We start from the raw sequence: 25,639 nt of genomic DNA, 5'->3' as shown, positions 1-25,639 counted from the left end.
GCAGGGGCCACTGATAACGATTCATCCAGGAGGAACCATGAACGACCACACCTTGAACCACTATGCACCGCCGCGCGCCCGGGTGGCCGATCTGACGCCGGACGAGCCGGCGGCGGAACTGCGGCTGTTTTCCCACCAGGGGCGCATCGGGCGGCTGCGCTATCTGGCCTATGTGACCGGTGCCTCCATGGTCTACGGCATCGCCATTTCGGTGGTGACGGCGCTCACGATCACGTCGCCCGTGCTGACCATGGTCGCGACGCTGGCGCTCCTCGTGGCGCTGGTCTGGTTCACCATGGTCAGCGGCATCAAGCGATGCCACGACGCGGACCTGAGCGGCTGGTGGTCTTTGCTGGGCTTCATCCCGCTGGTCGGCCTGGCCTTCATCGTCGTGCCGGGCACCCAGGGCGCAAATCGCTTCGGTGCGCCGCCGCCGTCCAACACCTGGGGCGTGCGGCTGCTGGCGGTGGTGCTGCCGGTGGTCTGTGTCATCGGGATCCTGGCGGCCATCGCCATTCCCCAGTACGCGATCTACACCGCCAAGGCGCGCGCGGCGCAGCAGGCCGGTCAGCGCTGACTGGCGGTCAGCCCATGGCCCTGCCGCTCAACGCGGCAGGCGCCGTGTGCTTTCTCGCACCACCAGTTCGGGCCCGGGCAGCGCGGCCTGCGGGGCATTGCCGCGCAGCATGTCCAACATGGCCTTGGCCGCCTCGGTGCCGATCTCGTAGACGGACTGGCGCACGGTGGTGAGCGGCGGCATGGCGTAGCGCGCCAGCACGAGGTCGTCGAAGCCGACGAGCGAGACATCGTCGGGCACGCGCAGGTTGCACCGGTGCAGGCCCAGGCAGGCACCGATGGCCATCTGGTCGTTGGACGCGAACAGCGCCGTGAAGTGCGTGTTGCGCTCCAGCAGCCGGCTCACCGACTGCAGGCCGCCGGCCTCGGTGTAGTCGCTCTGCACGATGAGGTCGGGGTCTTGCGGGATGCCGGCGGCGGCCAGCGCCTCGAAGTAGCCCTTCTGGCGTTCGACGGCGTCGTCATGCAGCAGGTCGCCCGCGATGAAGGCGATGCGGCGGTGGCCCTGGTCGATGAGATGCTGCGTTGCGAGCCGCCCGCCCTCGCGGTTGTCGAAGCCGAAGCTGAAGAGCTGCGGCCCGCTGAGCTGGCGGCCGACGACGACGACCGGCAGCGTGTCGGAGATGCGCGCCAGCTCGGCATCGGCCATGCGGCCCGCCAGCACGATGACGCCGTCCACGCGGCGCGACAGCAGCGTGGCGATGGCCTTGCGCTCGCCGTCCTCGTGCCAGTTGCCGGAGACGAACATGGGCACGTAGCCGGCGCGCTCCAGCTCGCGCTCGATGCCCAGCAGCGCTTCGCCGTAGAAGGGGCTGGAGATGATCTGCGTGACGACGCCGACGGACAGCGTGCGCCCGCCGGCCAGGCCGCGTGCCACCGGGTTGGGGCGAAAGCCCAGCGCCTGGATGGCCGCCTGCACGGCGTCCTTCTTGATCTGGCTGACGGCGGCCGTGCCGTTGAGGATGCGCGACACCGTGCTGGGCGACACCCCCGCCAGCTCGGCCACCTGTTCCAGCGTGACCGGGCCCTCGGCGCGGTGGGAAGGCGCTTTCTTGGCGGGCGGCTGTGGGGCGTTCATGCGGGGCGGCGGGCGGTGGCGCGAGTGTAGGCGGCCCCGCCATCGCCTTCGGCCCCATGCACAGCCCATGAAGAAAGCCGCCGCAGCGGCTTCCGGGCGCTATGCGCGTGGAGTCACAGTTTGGTGAACTTGATCCAGTTCAGGTTCCAGCCGCCCTGGGCGGCGTAGAGGCCGACGTTGTAGGTGCCGGCATTGATGTTCACCGTCTGCGACACCGTGGTCCAGTTCTGCCAGCCGCCGGTGTTGGGCACGCCCACCTGCCCCAGCACGATGCTGCCGGCGTTCAGGTCCAGCGACACCGTGCCGCCGGCCGTGCTGGCCACGCGGTAGTCGACGCGGTAGCTGCCGCTGGTCGGGAAGGTGATGCTGTTGTAGGCCATCCAGTCGCCGGTCTCGATGTAGCCGACGTTCTGGCCGCCCTCCGCGCAGGCTTCGGTCTGCACGCCGGCCATCGAGTTGTAGGCCTCGGCCTCGATCTGGCGCGACCAGGCCGTGCTGACCTTGGAGACGATGAGGGAGGTGGCGCGGTCGTTGAAGCCCTGGTCGACCAGGCAGCCGGTGTCGGCGGTGCGCACGACGCTGGTGCCGGTGAAGTTGTCACCGTCGAACAGCTGCACCTGGTAGCCGGCATTCACGCGCAGCGAGGACAGGTCGTTGTCCTTGATGCCGCGGGCCTGCAGCTGCGCCAGCGTGTAGCTGCCTTCGGGCAGCGCGGCGGCATAGCCGGCGTAGTTGCAGTCCTTGTAGACGGTGGCCACGCCGGTGGCTGGCGCGTAGACGCGCACGTAGTCCACGAGCATCTTGGCCGGCAGCGCGGCGGTGTTGACGTTGAAGCCGGGCCAGTTGCCGCCGATGGCGAAGTTCAGCAGCAGGAAGAAGTCCTTCTGGAACTCTTCGGTGCCGTTGACGCCGTTGGTGATGTTGACTTCGTGGTACTTCGTGCCGTCCACGTACCAGCGGATGGCGCTGGGGTCCCACTCAACGGCGTAGACGTGCCAGTCGGTCACGGAGGTGGCGATGTTGCCGCCGTACGAGGCGTACTGGCCGTTGTTGTCCTGCCAGTGGACGGTGCCGTAGACCTTGTTCTCGTCGTTGATGTGCTCCATCACGTCGATCTCGCCGGACGCCGGCCAGCCGACCTGCGGCAGGTTGGCGCCCAGCATCCAGAACGCCGGCCACGCGCCCAGGAAGGACGGCAGCTTCATGCGCGCTTCCATGCGGCCGAACTTGAAGGTCTTCAGGCCCTGCGTCTTCATGCGGGCCGAGGTGTAGGCCATGCCGCCGAAGTCTTCACGCCTGGCCGTGATGACCAGTGCGTTGTTCTCGATGCTGGCGTTCTCGCGGCGGTAGTACTGCAGCTCGTTGTTGCCCCAGCCGCCGGCACCGGTCTCGAAGACCCAGTTCGGGCCGATGCTGCCGTTGAACTCGTCACTCCAGACGAGCTGCCACTGCGCGTGGGCGAGGCTGCCGGCGGTCGCCAGCACCGTCGCGAGAAGGTATTTCATGAGTCTCATGGGGTTTCCTGTGGACGTGGGAAGGGGCTCCGGCCCGGGCGGGCTCAGAGCTTGGTGAAGCGAATCCAGTTGAGGTTCCAGCCGCCCGTCGGCGCGTACACGCCCACGGCGTGGGGGCCGGCATTGACGGTGACGGTGTGCGAGACGGTGGTCCAGGTCTGCCAGCCGCCGGTGGCGGGCACGGCGACCTGGCCGAGCTGGGTGGCGCCGGCATTCAGATCGAGCGACAGCGTGCCGCCGCTGATGCTGGCCACGCGGTACTCCACGCGGTAGGTGCCGCTGCTGGGGAAGTTGATGCCGGCGTAGGCCATCCAGTCGCCCGCATCGATCCAGCCGACGTTGAGCCCGCCTTCGGAGCAGGCCTCGGTCTGCACGCCGCCCTGGTTGCCGAAGTTCTCGGCCTCCAGCTGCAGCGACCAGGCGGATGCCGCCTTCGCGATGACGATGGAGGTGGCGCGATCGTTGAAGCCCTGGTCGACCAGGCAGCCGGTGTCGGCGCTGCGAGTGACGCTGGTGCCGGCGAAGTTGTCGCCGTCGAACAGCTGCACCTGGTAGCCGGCATTCACGCGCAGCGAGGACAGGTCGTTGTCCTTGATGCCGCGGGCCTGCAGCTGCGCCAGCGTGTAGCTGCCTTCGGGCAGCGCGGCGGCATAGCCGGCGTAGTTGCAGTCCTGGTAGACGGTCGCGACGGCCGTGCTGGGCGGTGTGGTGCCGATCTCCGCGCGCACGGCGGACAGCAGGCTGTTGGCGCCCGTGGCGTCCTGCGACAGCTCCCAGATCATCACGCCCGAGCCCTGCTGCAGCGCCAGCCGCGTCTTGGCCTTGAGGGTGGGGATGCCGTTGTAGGTGATGTAGGCGCTGCCGGCGCCCAGCTTGCCGATCAGGTCGGTCTGCGCCGCAGCGGCGCCGAACTGGTTGACGATGTCGGCGAAGCCGTAGCTGGACGCATAGCCGTTGAAGCCGTAGCCGTAGAACGGCAGGCCCAGCACCAGCTTGTCCTTGCTCAGGCCGCGGGCCTGCCAGGTGGCGATGTTGCTCTGGGCCAGCGAGTAGGGCGAGTGCTCCGTGCCCACGGTGCCCCAGCCCGGCCCGACGGCGTCGTAGGCCATGATGTTGACGAAGTCGAACGAGGCCAGCGACGACACCGGGATCATGCCGCCCTCGTAGGTGGCGGTCGCGGCCGTCACCAGCTTGCCGGGCAGCGCGGTGCGCAGTCCCTGGATGAAGGGTGTGTAGTGGCCGGCGTTGTCGATGGCGGTCAGCAGCTCGCCTTCGAGGTCGACGTCCACGCCGTCGAGCGCGTAGGTGTTGACGAACTGCACGAGGTTCTGGATGAGCCCGGCACGGCTGGCGGGCTGCAGCAGCGTCTGCCAGTTGCCGGCGCAGGCCGGGATGACGCCGCCGGCCAGCGACACCAGCACCTTGGCGCCGGCCGCGTGGGCCTTCTGCACGACGTAGTTGATGTCGGCCGCCGTGGCCGCTTCCATGCAGGCCGGGCTGCCGCCGTTCAGGAAGCTGCCGCCGGGCGCCGGGTTGGCGAAGGCCAGGTTGATGTGCGTGAGCTTGCTCAGGTCGGTGCGGTCGGCGACCGTGCGCAGGCCCTTGTACGAGGGGATGTAGCCGACCACCTTGGTGGCGGCCAGCGCGCTGCCGGCGAGGGCGGACAACACCAGGGCGGCGATGGGGACAAGCAGTCTCATGGGGCTCTTTGAGGTGGGGCCTGTCGCCGCGATCCAGCAGTTTGAAACCGCTTTCAAGCGTAAGCGACGCAGCGGTGAGGTGGCAACCGGGGCGTGTGCCGGAACCGGGGGACACGGGTCCCGGGCTTGACCGGCCCGGGTGTGGTGGGCGTGCGGCGGGCGGCCGCTCGCGTCAGGGCAGCGCGTTCAGCGCATTGCGAACGCCGCTCGAGAAGGACTGGCCGTCCTTCTTGTCCCAGTTGATGGACCAGGTCATGACGCCGTTGAGCGTCGGGTAGGCGACCGGGGGCTTGATGGCGCCGCATTGCGTGAGCCGCGTCAGGCAGTTCAGTGCGGCGGTCAGCGTGGCGACGCTGGCCTGGCCCGAATTGGCCGACGACGGACCTGAAGGCACGCCGAACGCGACCTGGTCGGGGCGCAGGCCCTGGAAGCGGTAGCTGCCGGTGCCGTTGTTGGTGGTGAAGCCCTCGATCAGCATGCGGCTGGCGGCCACCAGCATGTCGGCGCTGCCCTCGGCCAGGCCCTGTGTGGCGTACGGCGTGTAGAGCGCACCGTTGTTGTAGTACTGCACGTGCAGCACGGTCAGCTCGTTGCGCAGGCCGTCGATGATGGGCAGGTAGGCGCCCCAGATGTTGCCGTAGGCGGTGTAGCCGCCCTGCACATACGGATGCTCCGGTGCCATCGACAGGTAAAAGCCGCTGCCCATGCGGGCCTTGAGTTGCTTGACGGCGGTGACGAGGTTGGCGATGACCGGCGCGCCGGCCGTGACGCCTGCGCCGCTTTCGAGGTCGATGTCGATGCCGTCGAAGCCGTACTTGCGCAGGATGGCTTCGACGCTGTTGACGAAGTTGGTCACGTTCGTCGCGTTGTTCAGCGTCACGGTGCCGTTCTGGCCGCCGAACGACAGCACGACCTTCTTGCCCTTGGCACGCGCGGCGGCGATGTCGGCGATGAACTTGGCTTCGCCACCGGCGCCTGCGTCGAGGTTGAACGTGATGTTCCCGTTGCCGCCGTCGTCGGCGAACGCGACGACGATGACGTCGTAGGCATCCGGCACGTTGGCGATGGGGAAGGTCGGGCCCGACGGGTTGGTGAAGTTGTGCCAGTAGCCGATCAGCTGGTGCTTGCCGTTAGGGGCCGGTGAGGGCGCTGGCGTAGGCGCGGGTGTCGGCGCAGGTGTCGGAGCGGGCGTGGGGGCGGGCGTCGGAGCCGGTGTGGGCGCCGGGCTGGGGGCGGGGCCGCTGGTGGAGCAGGCACCCTGGGAGGTCCAGGGCTGGCCGCTGCCGGCGGGGCCGTTGTTGGTGGCGGGGTCGTTGCCCTGGGTCCACCAGTTGGCCTTGTAGTTGGTGGTGCCCTTGCTGGCGATGGCGCCGCCGTTGTAGGCGGTGGCGGCGGCCCAGACGGGGGCGCAGCTGCCGCTGGGGGCGGGTGCCGGCGAGGGAGCCGGTGTCGGTGCGGGCGTGGGGGCTGGTGTGGGCGCCGGGGTCGGCGCAGGCGAGGGCGCTGGCGTGGTGCCGGTGGCCGCACCGATGTCGGTCCACAGCGAGGCGTTGGTGGGGTTCCAGCCGGTGGCGGCGTAATCGGTCTGGTTGACGGTGGCGCGGTAGAGGCGGCCTTGGTAGGTCACGACCGTGCCAGCCGTGTAGTAGACGTCGGCCGACCAGGCGGGGTAGCTCTGGGCGAAGGCGGCCGTGCTCAGGGCCACAGCGCTGGCGAGCAGCAGGGACCGGGCCGCGCGGGGCAGGGGAGGGCGCGAGATCATGGAGGTTCTCCGAGGGGATGGAAAAAGGCCGCCGGCCGAGAGGCACGGCGCGGCGGCATTCAACTCACGAGGGGCGCCGGTTTACTTCCAGGGCGCGTTCTGCAGCGCGGGGTCATCGACCAGGCCCAGGCTGCTCGCGGCCTTCTTGCCGATGCTGCCCGGCGAGGCCAGCGGCGCGCTGCCGCAGCTGCCGGACGCGGTCTTCAAGGCCTGCCACAGCATGGCGCCGTCACGCGGGTTCTTGTTGGCCAGCGTGCTGGTGGTCACCGCGTTCAGGAAACGCTCCACCGAATAGGCCTGGTTGATGTTGGCGCCGTAGCTGTTCTGCAGGATCACGGAGCCGGTGCACTGCGCGTCGGCGTTGTTCACCACCAGCTGCGCGCCCGACCAGCCTTCCGGTGCCGTCTCGAAGCCGATGGACACGATGGTGGAGCTGGGGAACAGCTGGCGGTACTGCTTCCACGCGGTCACGCCGTCGTAGTGCTCGAAGCGCGCGTCGTAGCTCATGATGTTCACGAGGTTGAACGCGGTCTTGAGCGCCGGGTAGGCGTTCACGAGCAGGCGTTCGCCGCCGGCCTTGCCGCCCCAGTAGCTGGTGCCCACGCCGGCGCATTGCGCGTCGTTGGCCGTCGCGCCGGTGCAGTCGGCGCCGGTGGACCAGGCGGCCACCGTCAGGATGCGGCCGCCGCCGGCGAGGTCGACCGCCTTGCGCATCGCCTTCACGGCCCCGGCGTAGGCGTCGGTCGTGATGCCGTCGACTTCATAGTCCACGTCCAGCCCGTCGAAGCCGACGTCCTTCATGAGGTTGGACAGCGCGGTGATCGTCGGGCCGCTGCCGGCGTGGCCTTCGGCAGACAGCGTGCCCCAGCTGTTGTAGGTGGCGCCGCCGACGGCCAGGATGACCTTCATGTTGCGGGCGTGCAGCACGTCGATGGCGGCCTTGATGTCCGACGGCCGGCCGTTGAAGTTGATGCCGGTGCCTGACCAGCTGTTCGCCGCCATGCCGCCCCACGAGAAATTGGGCTGCGCGAACGCCGCCACCACGTGGGTGTAGTTGGCCGGGATGCGCGCGAAGTTGCTGGCCTGGAACACGGCGTTCATGTCCTTGCCGGTGGCGTCGAACCAGTTGTCGCTCCAGCTCGGGTAGTAGACGGTGTAGGCGCGGCCGGCCTGCGAGGCCGACTTGGCGGCCGGGTCCGTCAAGCCCGGGGCAGGGGCGGGCGATGGTGTCGGCGCAGGCGTCGGTGCCGGGGTGGGGGCGGGTGTCGGCGCAGGGGTCGGGGCGGGGGTGGGTGCAGGCGTGGGGGCGGGGCTGCTGGTGGTGCAGGCGCCCTGGGAGGTCCAGGGCTGGCCGCTGCCGGCGGGGCCGTTGTTGGTGGCGGGGTCGTTGCCCTGGGTCCACCAGTTGGCCTTGTAATTGGTGGTGCCCTTGCTGGCGATGGCGCCGCCGTTGTAGGCGGTGGCGGCGGCCCAGACCGGCGCGCAGCTACCGCTGGGGGCGGGTGCCGGAGAGGGCGCCGGTGTTGGAGCGGGCGTGGGCGCAGGGGTCGGCGCAGGCGAGGGCGCGGGCGGCGTGCCGGTGGCCGCGCCGATATCGGTCCACAGCGAGGCGTTGGTGGGGTTCCAGCCGGTGGCGGCGTAGTCGGTCTGGTTGACGGTGGCGCGATAGAGCCGGCCCTGGTAGGTCACGACGGTGCCCGCCGTGTAGTAGACGTCGGCCGACCAGGCCGGGTAACTCTGCGCGGCGGCGTTGAGCGCGAAGGCGGCGGCCGAAATGGCGGCCAGGCGGCGCAGCTGTTGGACCGGGATACGGCGAATGGTTGGTTTCATCTGAGACGTCCTGTGCGTTGGCGGCCCGTGAGGGCCGGCGGATGGCGGGCATCGCCCGGTGAGGTTGCCTGTTCCTTCCCGCAGGCATCTGGAGCTGGCTTTAACTGGTATGCATCCAGTTTGTGGTGCCTGCCACCTCTTGAATACCACTTTGCTAATCGGCGCGGCGGGCGTCACTGGTGGAAACCCTTGTAGGGGTGACAAAACGTTCCCCGTGGGTGACCGTTGCGGTCGTCAGTCGCCGGCGCTTTCGGCCCGCCCACGCTAGGGTTTGTGCCGCTGGGGGCTGACAAGCGGGCGCAGCACAATGTTGAAAGCGCTTTCAATTCATGTTCACACCGCCTTACCTTCGTCGCCGCCATGTGCTCGCCGCTGCTGCGGGTGGCGTGCTGGACATGGCTGTCCGCCCCGCCGTGGCGGCCGAACTGCCGCCGCTGACCGTGGCGGCCTTTCCGTTGGTGGATGTCATCGCCAAGGACTTGCTGAAAGGCTGGGCGCAGAGCCGCCCCGGCGTGCGCACCCAGGTCATCAGCCGCCAGTACGACGACCATCACACGGCCATGACGACGGCGCTCTCCACGTCGGGCCACCTGCCCGATGTCATCGCGCTCGAGACGGCCTACCTGGGTCGGTTCTCGCTGGGCGCGGGGCTGGAGGACTTGTCCGCACCGAGCTTCGGGGCCGAGCGCTTCAAGGACCGGTTCGTGCCGTTCGCCATCGACACGGCGCGCAACCGGCAAGGGGCCATCGTGGCCATGCCCAGCGACATCGGGCCCGGCTCGCTCTTCTACCGCGTGGACCTGCTGGGGCAGGCCGGGCTGAAGGAGGCCGACCTCACGGCCTCATGGGAGGCCTATGTCGACGCCGGCCTGCAGCTCAAGGCCCGCACGGGCGCCTACCTGATCGGTGACGTGCGGCTGCTGAAGGACGTTGTCGTGCGCGCCGGCACGCCGGCGGGCGAGGGCTATTTCTTCGACAACCAGGGCCGCCCGCAGGTCACGTCGCCGCGCTTCGTACGCGCGTTCGAGCTGGCGAGGCAGGTGCGCCAGCGCGGCCTGGATGCGCGCGTGGAGGTGTGGCTCAACGACTGGGCCGAGCTGCTCAAGCGGGGCCGTCTGGCCACCGAGATCTCCGGCGGCTGGATGGCCGGCCAGATGGCCAACTGGGTGGCGCCGGGCACGGCGGGCAAGTGGCGTGTGGCGCAGTTGCCCGAGCACACCTATTGCTCGTATGGCGGCACTTACTACGCCATCCCGCGCCGCTCCGCGCCGGAGAAGAAGCAGCTAGCCTGGCAGCTGATCCAGGAGCTGACGCTGGACCGCCAGCGCCAGCTCGACGCCTTCCGCTCGCAGGACGCCTTCCCGGCGCTGCTGGCGGCGCAGGACGATGCCTTCTTCGACGAGCCCGTGCCCTTTCTCGGCGGCCAGCATGCGCGGCGGCTGTGGCGCGAGGCGGCGGCGCGCATCCCGGCCGTGCGGATGCACCGTCAGCAGAAGTTCGCCGACGAGGTGGTCAACGCCGAGCTGGACAACGTGCTGGAGTACGGCAAGCCGATTGCCAAGGCGCTGGAGGATGCGCAGGCGTTGCTGGTGCATCGGGCGAATCGGTGATGGGCGGTGCTGTCTCTGTATTGGCCTTGGCGCCGAGTCCCAGCCGGGACGTCGCCCCGGCGGGCGACCTTCTTTTTGAGCGACCAAAAAGAAGGCAAAAAGTCGCCCCTGTTCCGTCGCCCCTCGCTGCGCTCGGGGTCCCCTGCGATGCTCGCGACCCGAGGCTCGCGCAGAACTCGCTTCGCTACGCTGCGCTCAGACAGCTGCGCGAAGTCAGTCCACGAAGCGCGCTGCGCGCGCGCCTCGGGCCGCTGTGCTTCTCGGCTCCTCCAAAGGGGGGTGATGGAACAGCCGAACAGCCAACAGCCAAGCCCCAAAGCCGTTCGCACCGAGGTATTGCTCTTCCCCCCTCTGAGCCCGCCGAGGAGCACAGGGCCTTGAGGCCGCGAGCGCAGCTCGCATCAAGAACTGACTCCGCGCAGCTGTCTGAGCGCAGCGTAGCGGAGCGAGTTTTGCGCGGGGCCTCAAGGACCGAGCACCGCAGGGAACCCGAAGCGAAGCGTAGGGCGGGCGGATCGGGGGCGCTTTCTTTGCCTACTTTCTTGTGCGGACAAGAAAGTAGGTCGCCCGCCGGGGCGAACTCCCGGCACCGCACGCGCCAACAACCCGATGCAACGAGGGGCATCCAACCATGAGAGTCCGCATCCCATCCACCTGGACCCCCTACCTCCTGGTCAGCCCCTTCCTGATCCTCTTCGCCGTCTTCGGCCTGTTCCCGTTGCTGTTCTCGGCCTGGCTGGCCTTCCAGTCGTGGGAGCCCACGAGCGGCATCGAGGCCATGCAGTTCGTCGGACTCGACAACTTCGCGTTCGCGCTGACCGACGGCTGGTTCTGGAAATCGCTGCGCAACACGCTGTGGCTGGCCGTCGCGTCCGGCGTGCCGCAACACCTCGTCGCGCTGCCGCTGGCGGTGTTCCTGCACCAGGCCTTCGGGCGCTGGCGTGGCGTGCTCTCCGGCGCCTACTTCCTGCCCTACATCACCTCCACCGTGGCCATCGCGATGCTGTTCGGCTCGCTGTTCTCGACCGACTACGGCCTCGTCAACCAGGCGCTGCACACGCTGTTCGGCAGCGAGAACATCAACTGGATGCGTTCGCCCGACGCCATCAAGCCCGCCGTGGCCATCATCGTGTTCTGGCGCTATCTGGGCTTCAACCTCGTGCTGTACCTCGCGGCGCTGCAGACCATCCCGCACGACCTCTACCAGGCCGCCAAGCTCGACGGCGCCGGGCCCTGGCAGCAGTTCCTGCGCATCACGCTGCCGGCGCTCAAGCCCATGATCCTGTTCGGCGTCACGCTGTCCATCATCGGCGGTCTGCAGCTGTTCGAGGAGCCGTTCATCCTCACCAACGGCAAGGGCGGCGCCGACCAGGCCGCCATGACCGTGGCCATGTACCTCTACCGCCTGGCCTTCGACTTCAGTGACTTCGGCGGCGCGAGCGCGCTGGCCTGGATCATGTTCGGCGTCATCGCGCTGCTGACCTGGCTCACGAACAAGGCGTTCGCGGATCGGCAGGAGGCCGCATGAAGCAGACGCCCAAGCTGCTGGCCTACGCCATCGTCGGCATCGGCGCGCTGTTCATGCTCGCGCCGTTCTATTTCATGTTCGTGTTCGCGACGCAGTCGCGCACCGACATCTTCAACGTGCCGCCGCCGCTGTGGTTCAGCGACGAGTTGCTCAACAACCTGCGGGTGCTGACGACGCGCCTGCCGTTCTGGAAGAACGTCGGCTGGAGCCTCTACGTGGGCCTGATGTCCACGGGCCTGACGCTGCTGTTCTGCTCCATGGCCGGCTACGCGTTCGCCCTGCTGGAGTTCCGCTTCAAGAAGGCGCTGTTCGGCCTCGTCATGGCGACGCTGATGGTGCCGTCGTTCATGAACATGATTCCCAGCTTCATGGTCATGGACGCGCTGGGCTGGATCGACACCCACCGCGCGCTGTACCTGCCGGGCGCGGCGAGCGCCTTCGGCATCTTCCTGATGCGCCAGTTCGCGGCCAGCACGGTGCCCAAGGAGTTGCTGAACGCCGCGCGCATCGACGGCTGCAGCGAACTGGGCATCTACTGGCGCATTGCGCTGCCGTTGATGAAGCCCGCGCTCGGCACGCTGGGCCTCATCACCTTCATCAGTTCATGGAACAACTTCATGAACCCGCTCATCGTGCTGCGCAACGCCGACCACTACACGCTGCCGCTGGCGCTGCGCAGCCTGTTCAGCACCACCGGCACGGAATGGGGCGCGCTGATGGCCGGCTCGGCCATCGCGACACTGCCGCTGATCGTGCTGTTCGTCCTCTCGTCGCGCCAGCTCATCGCGGGCCTCACGGCCGGCGCCGTCAAATAAACACCGCTCATGAATCCCCTGCACCGCCAGTTCCCCGCCAACTTCGTCTGGGGCGTGGCCACCAGCAGCTTCCAGATCGAGGGCGCTGCGCATGAAGACGGCAAGGGCGAATCCATCTGGGACCGCTTCTGCCGCCAGCCCGGCGCGATTGCCGATGCGAGCAACGGCGACGTGGCCTGCGACCACTTCCACCGCCTCGACGAAGACCTCGACCTCATCGCCTCGCTGGGCGTCAACGCCTATCGCTTCTCCATCGCCTGGCCGCGCGTGCAGGCTCTGGGTCATGGCGAGTTCAACCCCAAGGGCCTGGACTTCTACGAGCGTCTCGTCGACGGCCTGAAGGCGCGCGGCATCCAGGCCTGGGCGACGCTCAACCACTGGGACCTGCCGCAGGGCCTGCAAGACCGTGGCGGCTGGAACGACCGCGACACGGTGCACCGCTTCGTCGATTACGCCCGCCATGTGCAGGCGCGGCTGGGCGATCGGCTCGACGGGCTCACGACGCACAACGAGCCCTGGGTCGTCGCGACGCTGGGGCATGAGCTGGGCATCTTCGCGCCGGGCATCAAGAGCCGGAAGATCGCCGCGCAGGTGTCGCACCACCTGCTGCTGAGCCACGGTCTGGCGCTGCAGGCGTTGCGGGCCGATGGCGCGAAGAGCGCGCTGGGCATCGTGCTGAACCTGTCGTCCTGCGTGCCGGCCACGGCGATGCCGGCCGACATCGCCGCAGCGCAGCTGGCCGATTCGCGCGGGCGCCGCTGGTATGCCGACCCGCTGTTCAAGGGCGCCTACCCCGACGACGTGCTGGCCGAGCTGGGCGCCGATGCGCCCGCCGTGCAGGCCGGCGACATGGACGCCATTGCGCAACCCATGGACTACCTGGGCGTCAACTACTACACCCGCAGCGTCGTGTCGGCCAGCGGCGAGGACTGGAACGCCAAGGGCCGCGGCCTGCCCGTGTCGGACATGGACTGGGAGATCTACCCGCAGGGCCTGACGGACCTGCTGGTGCTGCTGAAGCACGACTACGCCAACCTGCCGCCGGTCTACATCACCGAGAACGGCGGCGCCTTCAAGGATGACCGCTGGGTGGGCGGCCGCGTGCAGGACGACGACCGCACCGACTACCTGCGCACCCACATCGCGGCCGTCGCCCGCGCGATGCAACAGGGCGTGCCGATGGCGGGCTACATGGTCTGGAGCCTGATGGACAACTTCGAGTGGGCCAGCGGCTACCTGAAGCGCTTCGGCATCGTGCACGTGGACTACGCTACGCAAGCCCGCACGCCCAAGGCCAGCGCAGCCTGGTACCGCGAATTCCTGAACAACTGGCGCGGCTGAACAGACAACGAGAACACCGCAGACAACAGCGATGACACCGATGACCCCGCCGCGCCGCTGGCGCTACGCCCTGCCCGCCCTGGCCTTCGCGCTGACCGCCTGTGGCGGCGGTGGCGGCTCGGCCACGGCGGCGACACCCGCCGCGCCCGCCAGCGGCTGGACGCTGGTCTGGAGCGATGAGTTCAACGGCGCCGCCGGCACCGTGCCCGACAGCAAGGCCTGGAACTACGACCTCGGCAACGCCGAGAACAGCGGCTGGGGCAACCACGAGTTCCAGTACTACACGGCCAGCCCGCGCAACGCGCAGCTGGACGGCAACGGCATGCTCGTCATCACGGCCGAGAAGGCCGCGGCTGCCGGCCCCTGCTGGAACGGCAAGCCCTGCGACTACACCTCGGCCCGCATCCACACCAGCGGCAAAGTCAACTTCACCTACGGCAAGGTCGAGGCCCGCATGAAGCTGCCGGCCGGCAAGGGCATCTGGCCGGCGTTCTGGAGCCTGGGCCAGACCGGGCAATGGCCGGCCTCGGGCGAGATCGACATCATGGAGTTCGTTGGCCAGACGCCCAACAGCACCTACGGCACCGCTCATGGCCCGGGTTATTCCGGCGCACAGGGCATCGGCAAGCCCTACGACTTCGGCAAGCCGGTGGAGGGCGACTTCCACACCTACGCCATCGTCAAGCGGCCCAACGAGATCGTCTGGTACGTCGACGGTGTGCAGTACCACCGCCTGACGCCCGCCGACATCCCCGCTGCCGGCACCTGGGCGTTCGAGAAACCGTTCTTCGTCATCCTCAACCTGGCCATCGGCGGCGACTGGCCCGGCGCGCCCGACGCGACGACGCCGCTGCCGGCACGGATGCTGGTCGACTGGGTGCGGATCTACAAAGAAGGCTGAGCGGCGGCGGCGGTGGCGCCGCCGCTGCTTCAGCCGCGCGGCGTCAGACGCCGTCCAGACGCACCGTCACGCCATTGGCCGTGTAGTTGGTCGTGACCTTGCTGAAGCCGGCCACGCTGACCTGCGCGAAGCGGCCACCGCGCTGGCCGGTGGTGGCCAGCACGGTCAGGGTGTCGCCGACGGCAGGCTTGTAGCCATTGGCGAAGGCGATGCTCAGGCCGCCATCGACGATGACGGCGTTGCCGCCGACCTTCAGGCTGCCGTTGGTGGCGCTGCTCATCACGAGCTTCAGCGTGCCGCTGGCCTGGGTGTAGGCGCCGCCGATGTTGACGGTGCCGGCCGCCGCGGCTTCCAGCGTGCCGCCCTTCACGTAGACATCACCCGCGCCCAGCGCGCCCGTCGAGTCGGCCGCCAGCGTGCCCGCCGTGACGAGGGCGCCACCGCTGAAGGTGTTGGCGCCGGCCAGGCGCAGCGTGCCGGTGCCGGCCTTGCTGAGGCGGCCCTTGCCGGCGATGTCGTTGCGCCAGCTGTCGGTGGCCGAGAAGCCGCCCAGTGCCGCATCCATCGTCACCGTCACGTCGCCGTTGAAGGCGCCGTAGCCGTCGGCGGCGGCGAACAGATTCAGGCGGCCCCAGCCCTCGCTGTCGTTGCCCAGCGGGTAGCCGGAGTCCAGCGCGGTGGTCTTCAGCACGACGCGGCGCTGCTCGGCGCTGAGGTAGGGCAGGCGCGTTTCCAGCAGCACTTCCGCGCCCTTGGGCACGGTGGCCGCCACGCCGGCGGTGTTGATGCGCGCCAGGCCGTAGGTCAGGCGCTGCTGGTAGGCGGCCTTGTTGGCGGCGCGGTCGGCGAAACGGTCGTAGTCGGCCTGTGCGGTGTCGCTGGTCTTGGCCGTGTGCGCGTAGGTGTTGAGCGCGTTGAAGTCGGCAGCGCCGGCCTTGCCCATCAGGTAGTTCTGGGCCTGCCGGTAGGCCGCGGCCTTGACGGTGGTGGTGTAGTAGGCGGCGTTGCTCAGGCTGTAGGCGACGACGGCGGTGGCATGCACGCGGCCGCCCATGACGTCCAGCGGCGAATGCATGCCGGCGAGGATGCGGTTCTCGCCCATCTCCATCGCGCGCGCCACCAGCTCCTGAAAGCGCTGCGGCACCAGGTAGGCCATGGCCAGCGTGTCGCGCCAGGCCTCGGCCGTGTGGCCGCTGGGGAAGCCGCCGTCGGTGGCCGGCGTCGTGCTCTTGGCCGACTCCAGCGCCGGCACGACCTTCACGTCGCTGCTCCAGCGCCAGGGCCGTGCGTACTTGTAGAAGCGCTTGGGCGGTTCGGTGGAGCCGTCGGCGATGTTGTTGATGAAGTCCACCGCCAGGCCCAGGTCGGTGTTGGTGGCCGAGCCCACGCCGGTGTTGTTGCCGCCGTCGCTGACCGCCGTGGCCAGCGGTTGCGTGGCGTCGACGCTGGCGATCGTGCTGGTCTGTTGCGCGCCGGTGCGCCACAGGCTGGTCAGCGGCCCCATGCCGTCGCTGACGCTGAAGCCCTTGCCGCGGCGGTCGTCCAGGTAGGCGGCCAGGGCCTGCGCGGCCGTGCGCGCCTTCGTCACGGTCTTGACGTAGTCGATGTTGGCGGCATGCACGGTGGCGTTCTTGACCGCGCCGTCCGTCGTGTCGCCCGGGATGCCGGTCCACGTCGAGGCGGTGACGGCGTTGCAGCCGTTGGCGGCGGCCAGCGTGACGCCCGCGTCCACGACCAGCGAACTGGGCGTCCACACGTCCAGGAAGCCCTGCAGCACGCGCACGCCGGCGTTGGTGTCGAGCGTCACGTTGCAGGGGTTGCTGCGGCTGTTGGTGGCGCCGCTGTCCACATAGGCGGTCGTCGGCGGCAGTGGCGCGCTGTCGGCGCTGCCCAGCCCGGCGGGCTCGGCGGCCGGCGCGACGGTCGGGTCGGCCTCATCGCTACCGCCGCCGCCGCAGCCTGCGAGAGCCAGTGCGGCCGAGACGGCCATGGTGAGGGCACGGAGGCGGGGAAGGGCGGGCGTCGGGCGATGCATGGCAGAGGAATCCGGGGAGTGCAAAAAGCCCGCGATTCTTCCGAGCGTCGGTGACGCCCGCGTGTCAAGTGCAGCGGCGCGACGGTGCGACGGCGCGAGTGGTCCTAGTCGCGCTTGAAGGCGATCTCGACGTCCACCGTGCGCGCGTGCGGCAGTGGCGCGAAGCGCCATTGCATGATCGCCTCGGTGGCGGGGCGGACCAGCCGCGCCGGCACGTCGTCTTCGGCCGGGGCGGCCTGGCTCACGGCGCCACTCGGCTGCACGGTGAAGCGCATGACCACCTTGCGTGTGCCGCTGCCGAGGGTCTTCTGCACCGAGGGCGGCAATACCGGGCTGACGAAATGCTGGATCTGCAGCTCGGCTTCACCGTCGTCGGCGTCCGGCTCGGGCTCGCTGACGGCCGCGGCCGGGGCGGTGTAGCCCGAGGCCGTCTGGGCCTGCGGTGGCAGCGACGAGGGGGCGGATGCGGTGGGCAGCGCGCTGGGTGTCATCGCGGCGCCGGCCTCGGCCTGCTGCGCCGCAGCTTTCGCGTGGACGGGCGGGGTGGTCGCTGCCTGGCCCGGCGCGAGCGGTGTGGGCGGCGTCGGCCGGCGCGGCTTGTCGGCCGCTTCGTTGGCGGGCTTGGTTTTGACGGGCTGGAACTTGATGAAGCTCAGCACCTTCTCTGCGTCGCGCCGCGCGCGCTCGGCGTCGTTCAGCGGTGGAGCCGGCGTCTGGGCGGGGGCCAGCAGCGGGATCAGCAGGCTCAGCGCGGCAAGCAGGCGCAAGGGTTGGGCTGGAGCGGGCATTGACGGTGGCGGTGTGGGCCGGGGGATGCGCGTCGTGCGATGCCCCGATTCCAGCAGGTTTGCATGACAACGCCTAACGTCATTTGTGGTTGCCGGAACACACCTGACTGCCGGCTGCCGTGGCAAGCGGTGCCCGGGCGGCGCCAACAAAAAGGCCCACCCTTCACAGGGTGGGCCAAGTGGGCGCGGAGGGAGGGATCGCGCCCAGGGACTTCAGACGTCGATCAGAAGCTGTGGCGGATGCCGGCCACCAGCTCGGTCAGGTTGCGGTTGTTGGCATCGGTCAGGCCCACGGGGATGGTGCCGGCCGCGCGGCTGACATAGCCCACGCCGTCGTTCTTGAAGCGGGTGAGCGAGCTGTACAGCGCGGTGCGCTTGGACAGGTCGTACTGGTAGCCCACGCCGAAGGCCTGGGTCTTGCCGTCCGCCAGGGCGCCGTCGTTCTTGCTCTCGACGTACTGGCCCTTGAACACGTGCTGGCCGGTGCGGTAGCTGGCGCCCACCCAGTAGCCCTTGCCGTCCAGGTCGGTTGCGTTGCGGTCGTTGACCTGCATCACGCCGCCGTTGAAGCGGAAGTTGTTCCAGTCGTAGGCGGCTGCTGCCGAGATGGTGCGCACGTTCTGGCCGAAGGCGTCGGCCTTGTCGTCGACCAGGGACAGCATCACGTCCAGGCCACCGGCGGTGTAGCGGCCATAGACGTCGGCGACGCGGGTGCCGTTGGTGTCACCGGCCACTTCGCCCATGCCCCACAGTGCGCCGGCGCTGAAGCCGCCGTAGTTCAGCGATTCGATCTTGATCGAGTTGTTCACGCGGGCCGGGCCGCCGTTGCCGGTGGCCGACGCGCTGCCGCCGCGCACGGGCTCGTAGCCGCCGAAGCCGCCGATGACGGCCGTGCTGGCGCCGGTGCCGACGTTGGAGAACTGGCTGAACTCATTGGTCAGCGTGTAGACGCTGCCGTACTGACGGCCCAGCGACACCTTGCCGTAGGCGGTGCCCAGGCCGACGAAGGCCTGACGGCCCCAGAAGGCGTTCTGGCCGTTGGTGCCGTCGTCGACGTTGATGCCGGATTCCAGCGTGAAGAACGCCTTCAGGCCGCCGCCGAGGTCTTCAGTGCCGCGGATACCGAAGCGCGAGCCCGACAGGCCACCCGACTGCACGCGGGTCTGGTTGGAGATGCCATCGAGCACCTGCACGTTGGCATCGAGGATGCCGTAGAGCGATACCTGCGTGTCCGAAGACTGGGCGATCGCGGCGGAGCTGGCGGCCAGGGCCAGTGCGGAGAGTGCAAGGGTCTTGTACTTCATGGTCTCGTCTTTCGATTTGCTTTTGGGTCGCCGGTTCGGCGGCCCGGTGTGCGGTCGTCCCATGACGGCCTCGCACGGTCTGGCACATCAGGGTTCCCCCTGAGATCAAAAGAGCTGAACCATGGAACGCACTGTTCCAGTTTTGATGCCGATCAGAGGTCTGCGCATCAGTTATTGTCGGCGCCTGCCAACCCTGGTCGCCTCCCGGGGGGATTTCACACGTCCAGGCGGTCGCCGGTCGCGTCGAACCACAGCGTGCGATCGGCGTCGAAGCCGAAGCGCACCGTCGTGCCGTCGGCCACTTGCGGCTGGCCCGGCAGCACCGCCGAGACGGAAGCGCCGCCGCTGCCCATCCAGACGACGTGCTGGTTGCCCAGCGGCTCGATGAGCTGGATGTCGGCGGGGAAGGGCTGCTCGGCGCCCAGCCGGACGTTCTCGGGCCGCACGGCCAGCGTCAGCGCCTCACCCAGCGGGCGCGCGGCGAGCGCCGCCGGCAGCGGCAGCGTGAGCGCGGGCGACACGAAGCGGCCGCCTTCGCCCACCTGGCCGTCGATGCGGTTGATGGCCGGCGAGCCGACGAAGCCCGCCACGCGCAGGTTCTTCGGCCTGTCGTAGACCTCGGCCGGTGTGCCGATCTGCTGGATGACGCCCTGGTGCATGACGACGATGCGCGTGGCCAGCGTCATGGCCTCCACCTGGTCGTGGGTGACGTAGATCATCGTGTTGCCCAGGCGCTGGTGCAGCGTCTTGAGCTCGCGGCGCAGGTCGGTGCGCAGCTTGGCGTCGAGGTTGGACAGCGGCTCGTCGAGCAGCAGCACCTTGGCCTCGCGCACGATGGCGCGGCCGATGGCCACGCGTTGGCGCTGCCCGCCGGAGAGCTGGCCGGGCCGGCGCTGCAGCAAGGGGCCCAGCTGCAGCATGTCGGCGGCGGCGGCCACGCGCCGGTCCAGCTCGGCCGGCGGCGTCTTGGCCATCTTCAGCGGGAACGCGAGGTTTTCGCGCACCGTCATGTTGGGGTAGAGCGCATAGCTCTGGAACACCATGCCCACCCCGCGCTGGCTGGGCTCGGCGTGCGTCGCGTCCTGCTCGCCGATGTGGATGCTGCCGCCGCTGACCGGGTTCAGGCCGGCGATGGTGTGCAGCAGCGTCGACTTGCCGCAGCCCGACGGGCCCAGCAGCACGAGGAACTCGCCGCTGTGGACGTCGAGGTCGAGGTGCTGGATGACCTCATGGTGGCCGAAGCGGATGCTGAGATCCTGGATGTGAACGCGGGTCAACAAAGTCTCCTGGGGATTTATGGATGTTGTGGTCGCCAGAGGCGCGCGGCGGCCCACCGCCGGGCCGGCGCGTGGGCCAGGCGCATCATCATTGCGGGAGCTTCATCGGCTGCCTAGCGTATTCACCATGGGCACCCGCCGCAGCCCTGCCGGCCGGCACGCAGCGGCGTCAGGCGTAGGCGTCCACGCCGTCCACCAGCCGCTGGCACAGCCGGGGCTCGTTGAGCCGTTCCAGCCACCAGGCCAGCGCCCGGCCGTCGCCCGCGCGCCAGCCCAGGTACAGCGTGTTGGGCTCGCGCGGCACGGCGACCTTCTTCTCCACCAGCTCGCCGCGCGCGAGCAGCGAGGCCACGCGAGCCTCGGGCAGCCAGCCCACGCCCAGGCCCGCACATTGCGCGGCGATCTTGGCGGCCATGCTGGGCACGGCCAGCCGTGCCTGCCCGGCGCCGTGGCCGTAGGCGCGGCCGTCGCTGCGGCGTGAGGTGTCGGCCACCACCACGGCGCGGTGCGGCTGCATCTGTGCGGCGGTCAGCGGCGTCTTGACCTTGGCCAGCGCATGGCGCGGCGACACGGCGTACACCCAGCGCATCTGCCCCAGCTCACGCCACTGCACGCCCAGCCCGGCGGGCGGCTCGTTGGTGGCGCCGATGACCAGGTCGCCGCGGCCTTCGGCCAGGGCCTCCCAGGTGCCGCCCAGCACTTCGTGCGTCACGCGCAGGCTCACGCCCGAGTCGAGCCGGTCGAAGTCTTGAATCACCGGCAGCAGCGTGCCGAACTCGATGATCTCGTCGGTGACGAGCCAGAGCCGGTCCTCCCAGCCCTTGGCCACCTGTGTGACGCGGCGCGTGAGGCGCTGCATGTCGTCGCGCAGGCGCGTCGCCTCGCGCACCAGCAACTGGCCTGCGGGCGTGAGCTGCAGGCGGTAGCGGCGGCGGTCGAACAGCAGCGCATCGAAGCGGCCCTCGATCTGGCGCAGCGTGTAGGAGACGGTGGACGGCGCCTTGCCCAGCGCGGCCGCCGCGCGCGTCAGGCTGCCGCTGGCCCCGATCGCTTCCATCAGCTGGATCTCGTCGTCACTGAGCATGTTCGAAAGCCTTGCACGAGTCGGCCAGCGCGGCCGGACGTCAAAAGAGGGGAGGCGGCCGAGTATCGAGTCCACGGCAAACAAGCCGCTCAACTCGACACGAAAGGAACCGCATCATGACCTCCCGTTTCACTGGCAAGACCGTCCTCGTCACCGGCGGCACCTCCGGCATCGGCCTCGCCACCGCGCTCGCCTTCCAGGCCGAAGGCGCCCATGTCATCGTCACCGCCCGCCCGGGCAAGCAGCATGTGGCCGAAGGCTTCGAGCTCGTCGCGCTGGACGCGTCCGACGTGGCCGGCGCCCGTGCGCTCGGCGCGCAGCTGGCCGCCGCCGGCCGCCAGCTGGACGCCGTGTTCGTCAACGCCGGCATGGCCGAGTTCGCATCGCTGGCCGACGCGAGCGAGGACCTGTGGGACCGCACCTTCGACACCAACGCCAAGGGCGCCTTCTTCCTGATCCAGGCGCTGCGCCCGGTGCTGGCCAAGGGCGCGTCCATCGTGCTGAACGGCTCCATCAACGCCCGCATCGGCATGCCCAACTCGGCCATCTACGCCGCCAGCAAGGCCGCGCTGATCTCGCTGGCCAAGACGCTGTCGGCCGAGCTGCTGCCGCAGGGCGCGCGGGTCAACGTCGTCAGCCCCGGCCCGGTGGCCACGCCGCTGTACGGCAAGCTGGGCTTCGATGACGAGACGCTGAAGACGGTTGCCGCGCAGATCCAGAGCCAGATTCCGCTGGGCCGCTTCGGCACGCCGGAGGAGATTGCCGCCACCGTGCTGCACCTCAGCGCGCCGGAGTCGGCCTTCATCGTCGGCACGGAGATCATTGCCGACGGCGGCATGAGCCAGCTCTGAGCAGGGGCGAGCGGGCCGCGCACGCCCGCTCACGCCTTCTGTTGAGACAATCGCGGGGTTGTTCCAGCCCCGCGATTGCCATGACCACCCGTACCGTCTTCGGCGCCTGCCCCCACGATTGCCCCGACACCTGCGCGCTGCAGGTCACCGTCGAGAACGAACGCGTCATCAAGGTCCAGGGCCGCGCCGAGCACCCCAACACGCATGGCGCGCTGTGCACCAAGGTTTCGCGTTACCCCGAGCGCACCTATCACGCCGAGCGCCTGCTGCATCCGCTCAAGCGTGTCAGCAAGAAGACCGAGGCGCCGGCCTTCGTGCAGGTGAGCTGGGCCGAGGCCATCGCCGACATCGCGGCCAAGCTCAAAGCCATCGCCGCGCGTGATCCACAGGCCATCCAGCCCTACAGCTATGCCGGCACCATGGGCCTGATCCAGGGCGAGGCCATGGCCGGGCGGCTGTGGAACGCGCTGGGCGCCGCGCGGCTGGACCGCACCATCTGCGCCTCGGCCGGCGGCGCGGGCCTGGCCGCCACCTACGGCCACAAGCTGGGCATGCACACGCGCCATTTCGCGGGCGCCAAGCTCATCGTCATCTGGGGCAGCAACAGCATCACGTCCAACCTGCATTTCTGGACCTATGCCAACCAGGCCAAGCGCGACGGCGCCAAGCTGATCTGCATCGACCCGCGCAAGACCGAGACCGCCGACAAATGCCACCAGCACATCGCCGTGCTGCCGGGCACCGATGGCGCGCTGGCGCTGGGCCTGATGCACGAACTCATCCAGAACGACTGGCTGGATCACGACTACATCGCCCATCACGTCGACGGCTGGGACGAGCTGCGCGCGAAGGCGCTGGCCTGGCCGCCGGCGCGTGTCGCCGAGACCTGTGGCATCAGTGCCGACGAGGTGCGCGGCCTGGCGCGCGACTATGCGACCCTCAAGCCCGCCGCCATCCGCCTGAACTACGGCATGCAGCGCGTGCGCGGCGGCGGCAACGCGGTGCGCCTCATCGCGCTGCTGCCCTGCCTGACCGGTGCGTGGCGGCACGAGAGCGGCGGCATGCTGCTGTCGGCGTCGGGCTGGAACGCGCCGTTCAAGAACCCGAACCTGGAACGCCCCGATCTGCTGCAGGGCCGCACGCCGCGCATGGTCAACATGAGCACCATCGGTGATGCGCTGCTGGCGCCCGCATCGCCCGAGTTCGGCCCGCGCATCGAGGCGCTGGTCGTCTACAACAGCAACCCGGTCGCCGTGGCACCCGAGTCGCCCAAGGTCGTGAAGGGCTTCCAGCGCGAGGATCTGTTCACCGTCGTGCTGGAGCACTTCATGACCGACACGGCCGACCTGGCCGACTACGTGCTGCCCGCCACCACGCAGCTGGAACACCTGGACGTGCACACCAGCTACGGCCACACCGACGTGCTGATGAACCAGCCCGCTATTGAGCCGCTGGGCGCGGCCAAGACCAACACGCAGATCTTCCGCGAGCTGGCGGCGGCCATGGGCCTGAGCGACCCGTGCTTCGCCGACACCGACGAGCAGCTGGCCGCCCAGGCCTTCACGGCCGATATCGACATGGCCTTGCTGCGCGAACAGGGTTGGCAGCCGCTGCCCATTCCCGACGCGCCGTTCGCCAACGGCGGCTTTCGCACGCCCAACGGCCGCGCGCAGGCCGCCGGTGCCGACTACGTGCCCAACTACGAGAGCACCGCCAGCGCACCCGAGCTGGCCGCGCGCTACCCGCTGGCCATGATCTCGCCGCCGGCGCGCAACTTCCTGAACAGCAGCTTCGTCAACGTGAAGAGCCTGCGCGATATCGAGAGCGAGCCCATCATCGAGATGCATGCCGACGACGCTGCTGCCCGCCAGCTGGCCGACGGTGCCCGCGTGGCGGCCTTCAACGACCGTGGCCGCTACGTCGCGACGCTCAAGGTCAGCAAGCGCGCGCGGCCCGGCGTCGTCAACGGTCTGGGCGTGTGGTGGCGCAAGCTGGGCGTGCAGGGCACCAACGTCAACGAGGTCACGCACCAGCGCCTGACCGACATGGGCGAGGCGCCGGCCTTCTACGACTGCCTGGTTCAAGTGGAACTGGCTTGATCCAGCGCCTGCTGCTGTCGGCGTCGTTGCTGCTGCTCGGGGGCTGCAGCGCCATCGGCCACTGGAGCCAGGCGGCGGGTGGGCACCTCGGCATCACGCGCGCCGCCAGGCCGGTGGCGGACTGGCTGGCCGACCCGGCGACGCCCACCGACCTCGCCGAGCGCCTGCGGCTGTCACAGCAGCTGCGCGACTACGCCACCGCGCAGCTGGCCCTGCCCGACAACAACAGCTACCGCCGCTATGCCGACCTGCACCGCCCGGCGGCGGTCTGGAACGTCATCGCCGCGCCGGAGTTCGGCTTCACGCTGAAGACCTGGTGCTATCCGCTGATGGGTTGCGCCGGCTACCAGGGCTGGTTCAACCTCGACGAAGCCAAGAAGCGCGCCGAGGCGCTGAAGGCCGAGGGCTGGGAGGTGCAGGTGCAGGCCATTCCCGCCTACTCCACGCTGGGTTGGAGCAGGCTGCTGGGCGGCGACCCGCTGCTGAACACCTTCATCCGCTACCCGGACGGTGAGCTGGCGGCCATGATCTTCCACGAGCTGGCCCACCAGCGCGTCTACGTCGGCGACGACACCGGCTTCAACGAGGCCTATGCCAGCGCCGTCGAGCTGATCGGCGCGCGCCAGTGGCTGGCCGCCAGGCCCGAGGCCTTGGCCGCCTTCGAGGCCGGGCGGTCACGCCGCGCGGCCTTCCTGAAGCTGGCACGCGAGGGGCGCTTGAAGCTGCAGGCCGTGTACGACGGCCCGGCCGGCCAACGCGCGGCGGCCAAGGCCGCCGTCATGGCCGAACTGCGCGAGCGTGCCAAGACGGAAGCGCCGGGCTTTGAAGCCTGGTTCCAGCGCGCCAACAACGCCAACTTCGCCATCCTGGCCGCGTACGACGAACTCGTACCGGCCTTCGTGCGCCTGTTCGAACGCGAGGGCCGCGACTGGGCGAAGTTCCACGCGGCCGTTGAGGCGCTGAAGCCGCTGGCGCGCGAGGCCCGGCGTGCTAACTTGCGGGTTCAAGGAGACCCGCATGACGCTGACCCTGCGCCGAGTCCGCCCCAGTGATGCCGCCGTCATGGCCGAGCAGCTGGCCGACCCCGACGTCTACCCCGGCCTGCTGCAACTGCCTTACGCCAACGTGGAGGCGTGGCAGCAGCGCCTGAGCGCGCCGCCGGTGCCGGGCTCGCCCGAGCTGATGCTCATCGCCGAACGCGACGGCCACGCGGTGGGCAGCGCCGGGCTGCACCCCGTCGGCCCGCAACTGCGGCGGCGCCACGCGATGATGCTGGGCATCTCCGTGTCACCGTCGGCGCAGGGGCAGGGCGTCGGCAACGCGCTGATGACGGCCCTGCTGGACTACGCCGACAACTGGGCCCAGGTGCTGCGCATCGAACTCACCGTCTTCCACGACAACCAGCGCGCCATCCGGCTCTACGAGCGCCACGGCTTCGCGCCGGAAGGCCGGCTCAGGGCTTATGCGCTGCGCAACGGCGTGTTTGAAGACGTGCTGACGATGGCGAGGCTGCATCCGAGGCAGCCGATGGTGTGTAGCTCATAGA

20 protein-coding genes are annotated in these 25,639 nt (G+C 69.4%); 10 read left to right on the top strand and 10 right to left on the bottom strand.

Annotated features, from left to right (window positions below; all coding sequences use genetic code 11):
- Window positions 1-37: 37 nt before the first annotated feature.
- Window positions 38-577 (top strand): DUF805 domain-containing protein, encoded by a 540-nt coding sequence (locus ACG00X_RS19005; RefSeq protein ID WP_394490396.1) that lies wholly within the window; start codon window positions 38-40, stop codon window positions 575-577.
- A 27-nt stretch (window positions 578-604) separates the two neighbouring features.
- Here the strand turns inward: ACG00X_RS19005 and ACG00X_RS19000 are convergent, their stop codons facing one another.
- From ACG00X_RS19000 to ACG00X_RS18980, 5 genes are all read right to left on the bottom strand, one after another.
- Window positions 605-1,654 carry a LacI family DNA-binding transcriptional regulator gene (locus tag ACG00X_RS19000; protein WP_394490394.1) on the bottom strand — a complete coding sequence of 350 codons (1,050 nt, stop codon included), beginning with the start codon at window positions 1,652-1,654 and terminating at the stop codon, window positions 605-607.
- Window positions 1,655-1,767: 113 nt separating this feature from the next.
- The gene (locus ACG00X_RS18995) at window positions 1,768-3,168 is read right to left on the bottom strand and encodes a carbohydrate-binding protein (protein ID WP_394490392.1); all 1,401 of its coding nucleotides are present in this window, start codon (window positions 3,166-3,168) and stop codon (window positions 1,768-1,770) included.
- Between the two features lie 44 nt (window positions 3,169-3,212).
- Window positions 3,213-4,868 carry a carbohydrate-binding protein gene (locus ACG00X_RS18990; RefSeq protein ID WP_394490390.1) on the bottom strand — a complete coding sequence of 552 codons (1,656 nt, stop codon included), beginning with the start codon at window positions 4,866-4,868 and terminating at the stop codon, window positions 3,213-3,215.
- A gap of 172 nt (window positions 4,869-5,040) precedes the next feature.
- Window positions 5,041-6,630, bottom strand: coding sequence for a chitinase (locus ACG00X_RS18985; RefSeq protein ID WP_394490388.1), 1,590 nt, complete (start codon window positions 6,628-6,630; stop codon window positions 5,041-5,043).
- 81 nt (window positions 6,631-6,711) lie between these two features.
- Window positions 6,712-8,460: a carbohydrate-binding protein gene (locus ACG00X_RS18980; RefSeq protein ID WP_394490386.1), complete on the bottom strand. Its 1,749-nt coding sequence runs from the start codon at window positions 8,458-8,460 to the stop codon at window positions 6,712-6,714.
- Between the two features lie 329 nt (window positions 8,461-8,789).
- Between ACG00X_RS18980 and ACG00X_RS18975 the strand changes: the two genes are divergently transcribed.
- From ACG00X_RS18975 to ACG00X_RS18955, 5 genes are all read left to right on the top strand, one after another.
- Window positions 8,790-10,070 carry an ABC transporter substrate-binding protein gene (locus ACG00X_RS18975; RefSeq protein WP_394490384.1) on the top strand — a complete coding sequence of 427 codons (1,281 nt, stop codon included), beginning with the start codon at window positions 8,790-8,792 and terminating at the stop codon, window positions 10,068-10,070.
- Window positions 10,071-10,701: 631 nt separating this feature from the next.
- Entirely contained in the window at window positions 10,702-11,598 is an 897-nt protein-coding gene (locus ACG00X_RS18970) for a carbohydrate ABC transporter permease (protein WP_394490382.1), read from the top strand.
- Window positions 11,595-12,413, top strand: coding sequence for a carbohydrate ABC transporter permease (locus tag ACG00X_RS18965; RefSeq protein WP_394490380.1), 819 nt, complete (start codon window positions 11,595-11,597; stop codon window positions 12,411-12,413). Before ACG00X_RS18970 ends, ACG00X_RS18965 begins: the two co-directional genes overlap by 4 nt.
- A 9-nt stretch (window positions 12,414-12,422) precedes the next feature.
- The gene (locus tag ACG00X_RS18960; RefSeq protein WP_394490378.1) at window positions 12,423-13,754 is read left to right on the top strand and encodes a GH1 family beta-glucosidase; all 1,332 of its coding nucleotides are present in this window, start codon (window positions 12,423-12,425) and stop codon (window positions 13,752-13,754) included.
- Between the two features lie 31 nt (window positions 13,755-13,785).
- Window positions 13,786-14,655: a glycoside hydrolase family 16 protein gene (locus ACG00X_RS18955; protein WP_394490376.1), complete on the top strand. Its 870-nt coding sequence runs from the start codon at window positions 13,786-13,788 to the stop codon at window positions 14,653-14,655.
- Between the two features lie 43 nt (window positions 14,656-14,698).
- On the opposite strand, the gene ACG00X_RS18950 is transcribed toward ACG00X_RS18955, so the two are convergent.
- The 5 genes from ACG00X_RS18950 to ACG00X_RS18930 all read right to left on the bottom strand — a co-directional run bounded on the left by ACG00X_RS18950 (window position 14,699) and on the right by ACG00X_RS18930 (window position 21,143).
- On the bottom strand, window positions 14,699-16,645 hold the full coding sequence (locus ACG00X_RS18950; protein WP_394490374.1) for an acid phosphatase: 1,947 nt from the start codon (window positions 16,643-16,645) through the stop codon (window positions 14,699-14,701).
- 149 nt (window positions 16,646-16,794) lie between these two features.
- Window positions 16,795-17,457, bottom strand: coding sequence for a hypothetical protein (locus tag ACG00X_RS18945; protein WP_394490372.1), 663 nt, complete (start codon window positions 17,455-17,457; stop codon window positions 16,795-16,797).
- A 245-nt stretch (window positions 17,458-17,702) separates the two neighbouring features.
- Window positions 17,703-18,782, bottom strand: coding sequence for a porin (locus ACG00X_RS18940; RefSeq protein WP_394490370.1), 1,080 nt, complete (start codon window positions 18,780-18,782; stop codon window positions 17,703-17,705).
- Between the two features lie 215 nt (window positions 18,783-18,997).
- Window positions 18,998-20,059 (bottom strand): ABC transporter ATP-binding protein, encoded by a 1,062-nt coding sequence (locus ACG00X_RS18935; protein WP_394490368.1) that lies wholly within the window; start codon window positions 20,057-20,059, stop codon window positions 18,998-19,000.
- 169 nt (window positions 20,060-20,228) lie between these two features.
- The gene (locus ACG00X_RS18930) at window positions 20,229-21,143 is read right to left on the bottom strand and encodes a LysR family transcriptional regulator (protein WP_394490366.1); all 915 of its coding nucleotides are present in this window, start codon (window positions 21,141-21,143) and stop codon (window positions 20,229-20,231) included.
- A gap of 116 nt (window positions 21,144-21,259) precedes the next feature.
- On the opposite strand from ACG00X_RS18930, the gene ACG00X_RS18925 reads away from it, so the two are divergent.
- The 4 genes from ACG00X_RS18925 to ACG00X_RS18910 all read left to right on the top strand — a co-directional run bounded on the left by ACG00X_RS18925 (window position 21,260) and on the right by ACG00X_RS18910 (window position 25,638).
- Window positions 21,260-21,994, top strand: coding sequence for an SDR family oxidoreductase (locus ACG00X_RS18925; RefSeq protein ID WP_394490364.1), 735 nt, complete (start codon window positions 21,260-21,262; stop codon window positions 21,992-21,994).
- A gap of 80 nt (window positions 21,995-22,074) precedes the next feature.
- Window positions 22,075-24,093, top strand: coding sequence for a molybdopterin-containing oxidoreductase family protein (locus tag ACG00X_RS18920; protein ID WP_394490362.1), 2,019 nt, complete (start codon window positions 22,075-22,077; stop codon window positions 24,091-24,093).
- Complete coding sequence (locus tag ACG00X_RS18915) at window positions 24,090-25,145, top strand: aminopeptidase (protein WP_394490360.1); 1,056 nt, start codon at window positions 24,090-24,092, stop codon at window positions 25,143-25,145. Before ACG00X_RS18920 ends, ACG00X_RS18915 begins: the two co-directional genes overlap by 4 nt.
- Entirely contained in the window at window positions 25,111-25,638 is a 528-nt protein-coding gene (locus ACG00X_RS18910) for a GNAT family N-acetyltransferase (protein ID WP_394490358.1), read from the top strand. Before ACG00X_RS18915 ends, ACG00X_RS18910 begins: the two co-directional genes overlap by 35 nt.
- The last annotated feature ends 1 nt before the right edge of the window (window position 25,639 follow it).

It is taken from the genome of Pelomonas nitida (assembly GCF_043555975.1).
GTDB lineage: Bacteria > Pseudomonadota > Gammaproteobacteria > Burkholderiales > Burkholderiaceae_C > Pelomonas > Pelomonas nitida.
This window is presented reverse-complemented; position numbering and strand designations above follow the sequence as displayed.

Excerpts from the sequence above, each read along its gene's own strand:
- ACG00X_RS19005 (WP_394490396.1), top strand. The coding sequence starts at position 38 with ATGAACGACCACACCTTGAACCACTATGCACCGCCGCGCGCCCGGGTG.
- ACG00X_RS19000 (WP_394490394.1), bottom strand. The coding sequence starts at position 1,654 with ATGAACGCCCCACAGCCGCCCGCCAAGAAAGCGCCTTCCCACCGCGCC.
- ACG00X_RS18995 (WP_394490392.1), bottom strand. The coding sequence starts at position 3,168 with ATGAGACTCATGAAATACCTTCTCGCGACGGTGCTGGCGACCGCCGGC.
- ACG00X_RS18990 (WP_394490390.1), bottom strand. The coding sequence starts at position 4,868 with ATGAGACTGCTTGTCCCCATCGCCGCCCTGGTGTTGTCCGCCCTCGCC.
- ACG00X_RS18985 (WP_394490388.1), bottom strand. The coding sequence starts at position 6,630 with ATGATCTCGCGCCCTCCCCTGCCCCGCGCGGCCCGGTCCCTGCTGCTC.
- ACG00X_RS18980 (WP_394490386.1), bottom strand. The coding sequence starts at position 8,460 with ATGAAACCAACCATTCGCCGTATCCCGGTCCAACAGCTGCGCCGCCTG.
- ACG00X_RS18975 (WP_394490384.1), top strand. The coding sequence starts at position 8,790 with ATGTTCACACCGCCTTACCTTCGTCGCCGCCATGTGCTCGCCGCTGCT.
- ACG00X_RS18970 (WP_394490382.1), top strand. The coding sequence starts at position 10,702 with ATGAGAGTCCGCATCCCATCCACCTGGACCCCCTACCTCCTGGTCAGC.
- ACG00X_RS18965 (WP_394490380.1), top strand. The coding sequence starts at position 11,595 with ATGAAGCAGACGCCCAAGCTGCTGGCCTACGCCATCGTCGGCATCGGC.
- ACG00X_RS18960 (WP_394490378.1), top strand. The coding sequence starts at position 12,423 with ATGAATCCCCTGCACCGCCAGTTCCCCGCCAACTTCGTCTGGGGCGTG.
- ACG00X_RS18955 (WP_394490376.1), top strand. The coding sequence starts at position 13,786 with ATGACACCGATGACCCCGCCGCGCCGCTGGCGCTACGCCCTGCCCGCC.
- ACG00X_RS18950 (WP_394490374.1), bottom strand. The coding sequence starts at position 16,645 with ATGGCCGTCTCGGCCGCACTGGCTCTCGCAGGCTGCGGCGGCGGCGGT.
- ACG00X_RS18940 (WP_394490370.1), bottom strand. The coding sequence starts at position 18,782 with ATGAAGTACAAGACCCTTGCACTCTCCGCACTGGCCCTGGCCGCCAGC.
- ACG00X_RS18930 (WP_394490366.1), bottom strand. The coding sequence starts at position 21,143 with ATGCTCAGTGACGACGAGATCCAGCTGATGGAAGCGATCGGGGCCAGC.
- ACG00X_RS18925 (WP_394490364.1), top strand. The coding sequence starts at position 21,260 with ATGACCTCCCGTTTCACTGGCAAGACCGTCCTCGTCACCGGCGGCACC.
- ACG00X_RS18920 (WP_394490362.1), top strand. The coding sequence starts at position 22,075 with ATGACCACCCGTACCGTCTTCGGCGCCTGCCCCCACGATTGCCCCGAC.
- ACG00X_RS18910 (WP_394490358.1), top strand. The coding sequence starts at position 25,111 with ATGACGCTGACCCTGCGCCGAGTCCGCCCCAGTGATGCCGCCGTCATG.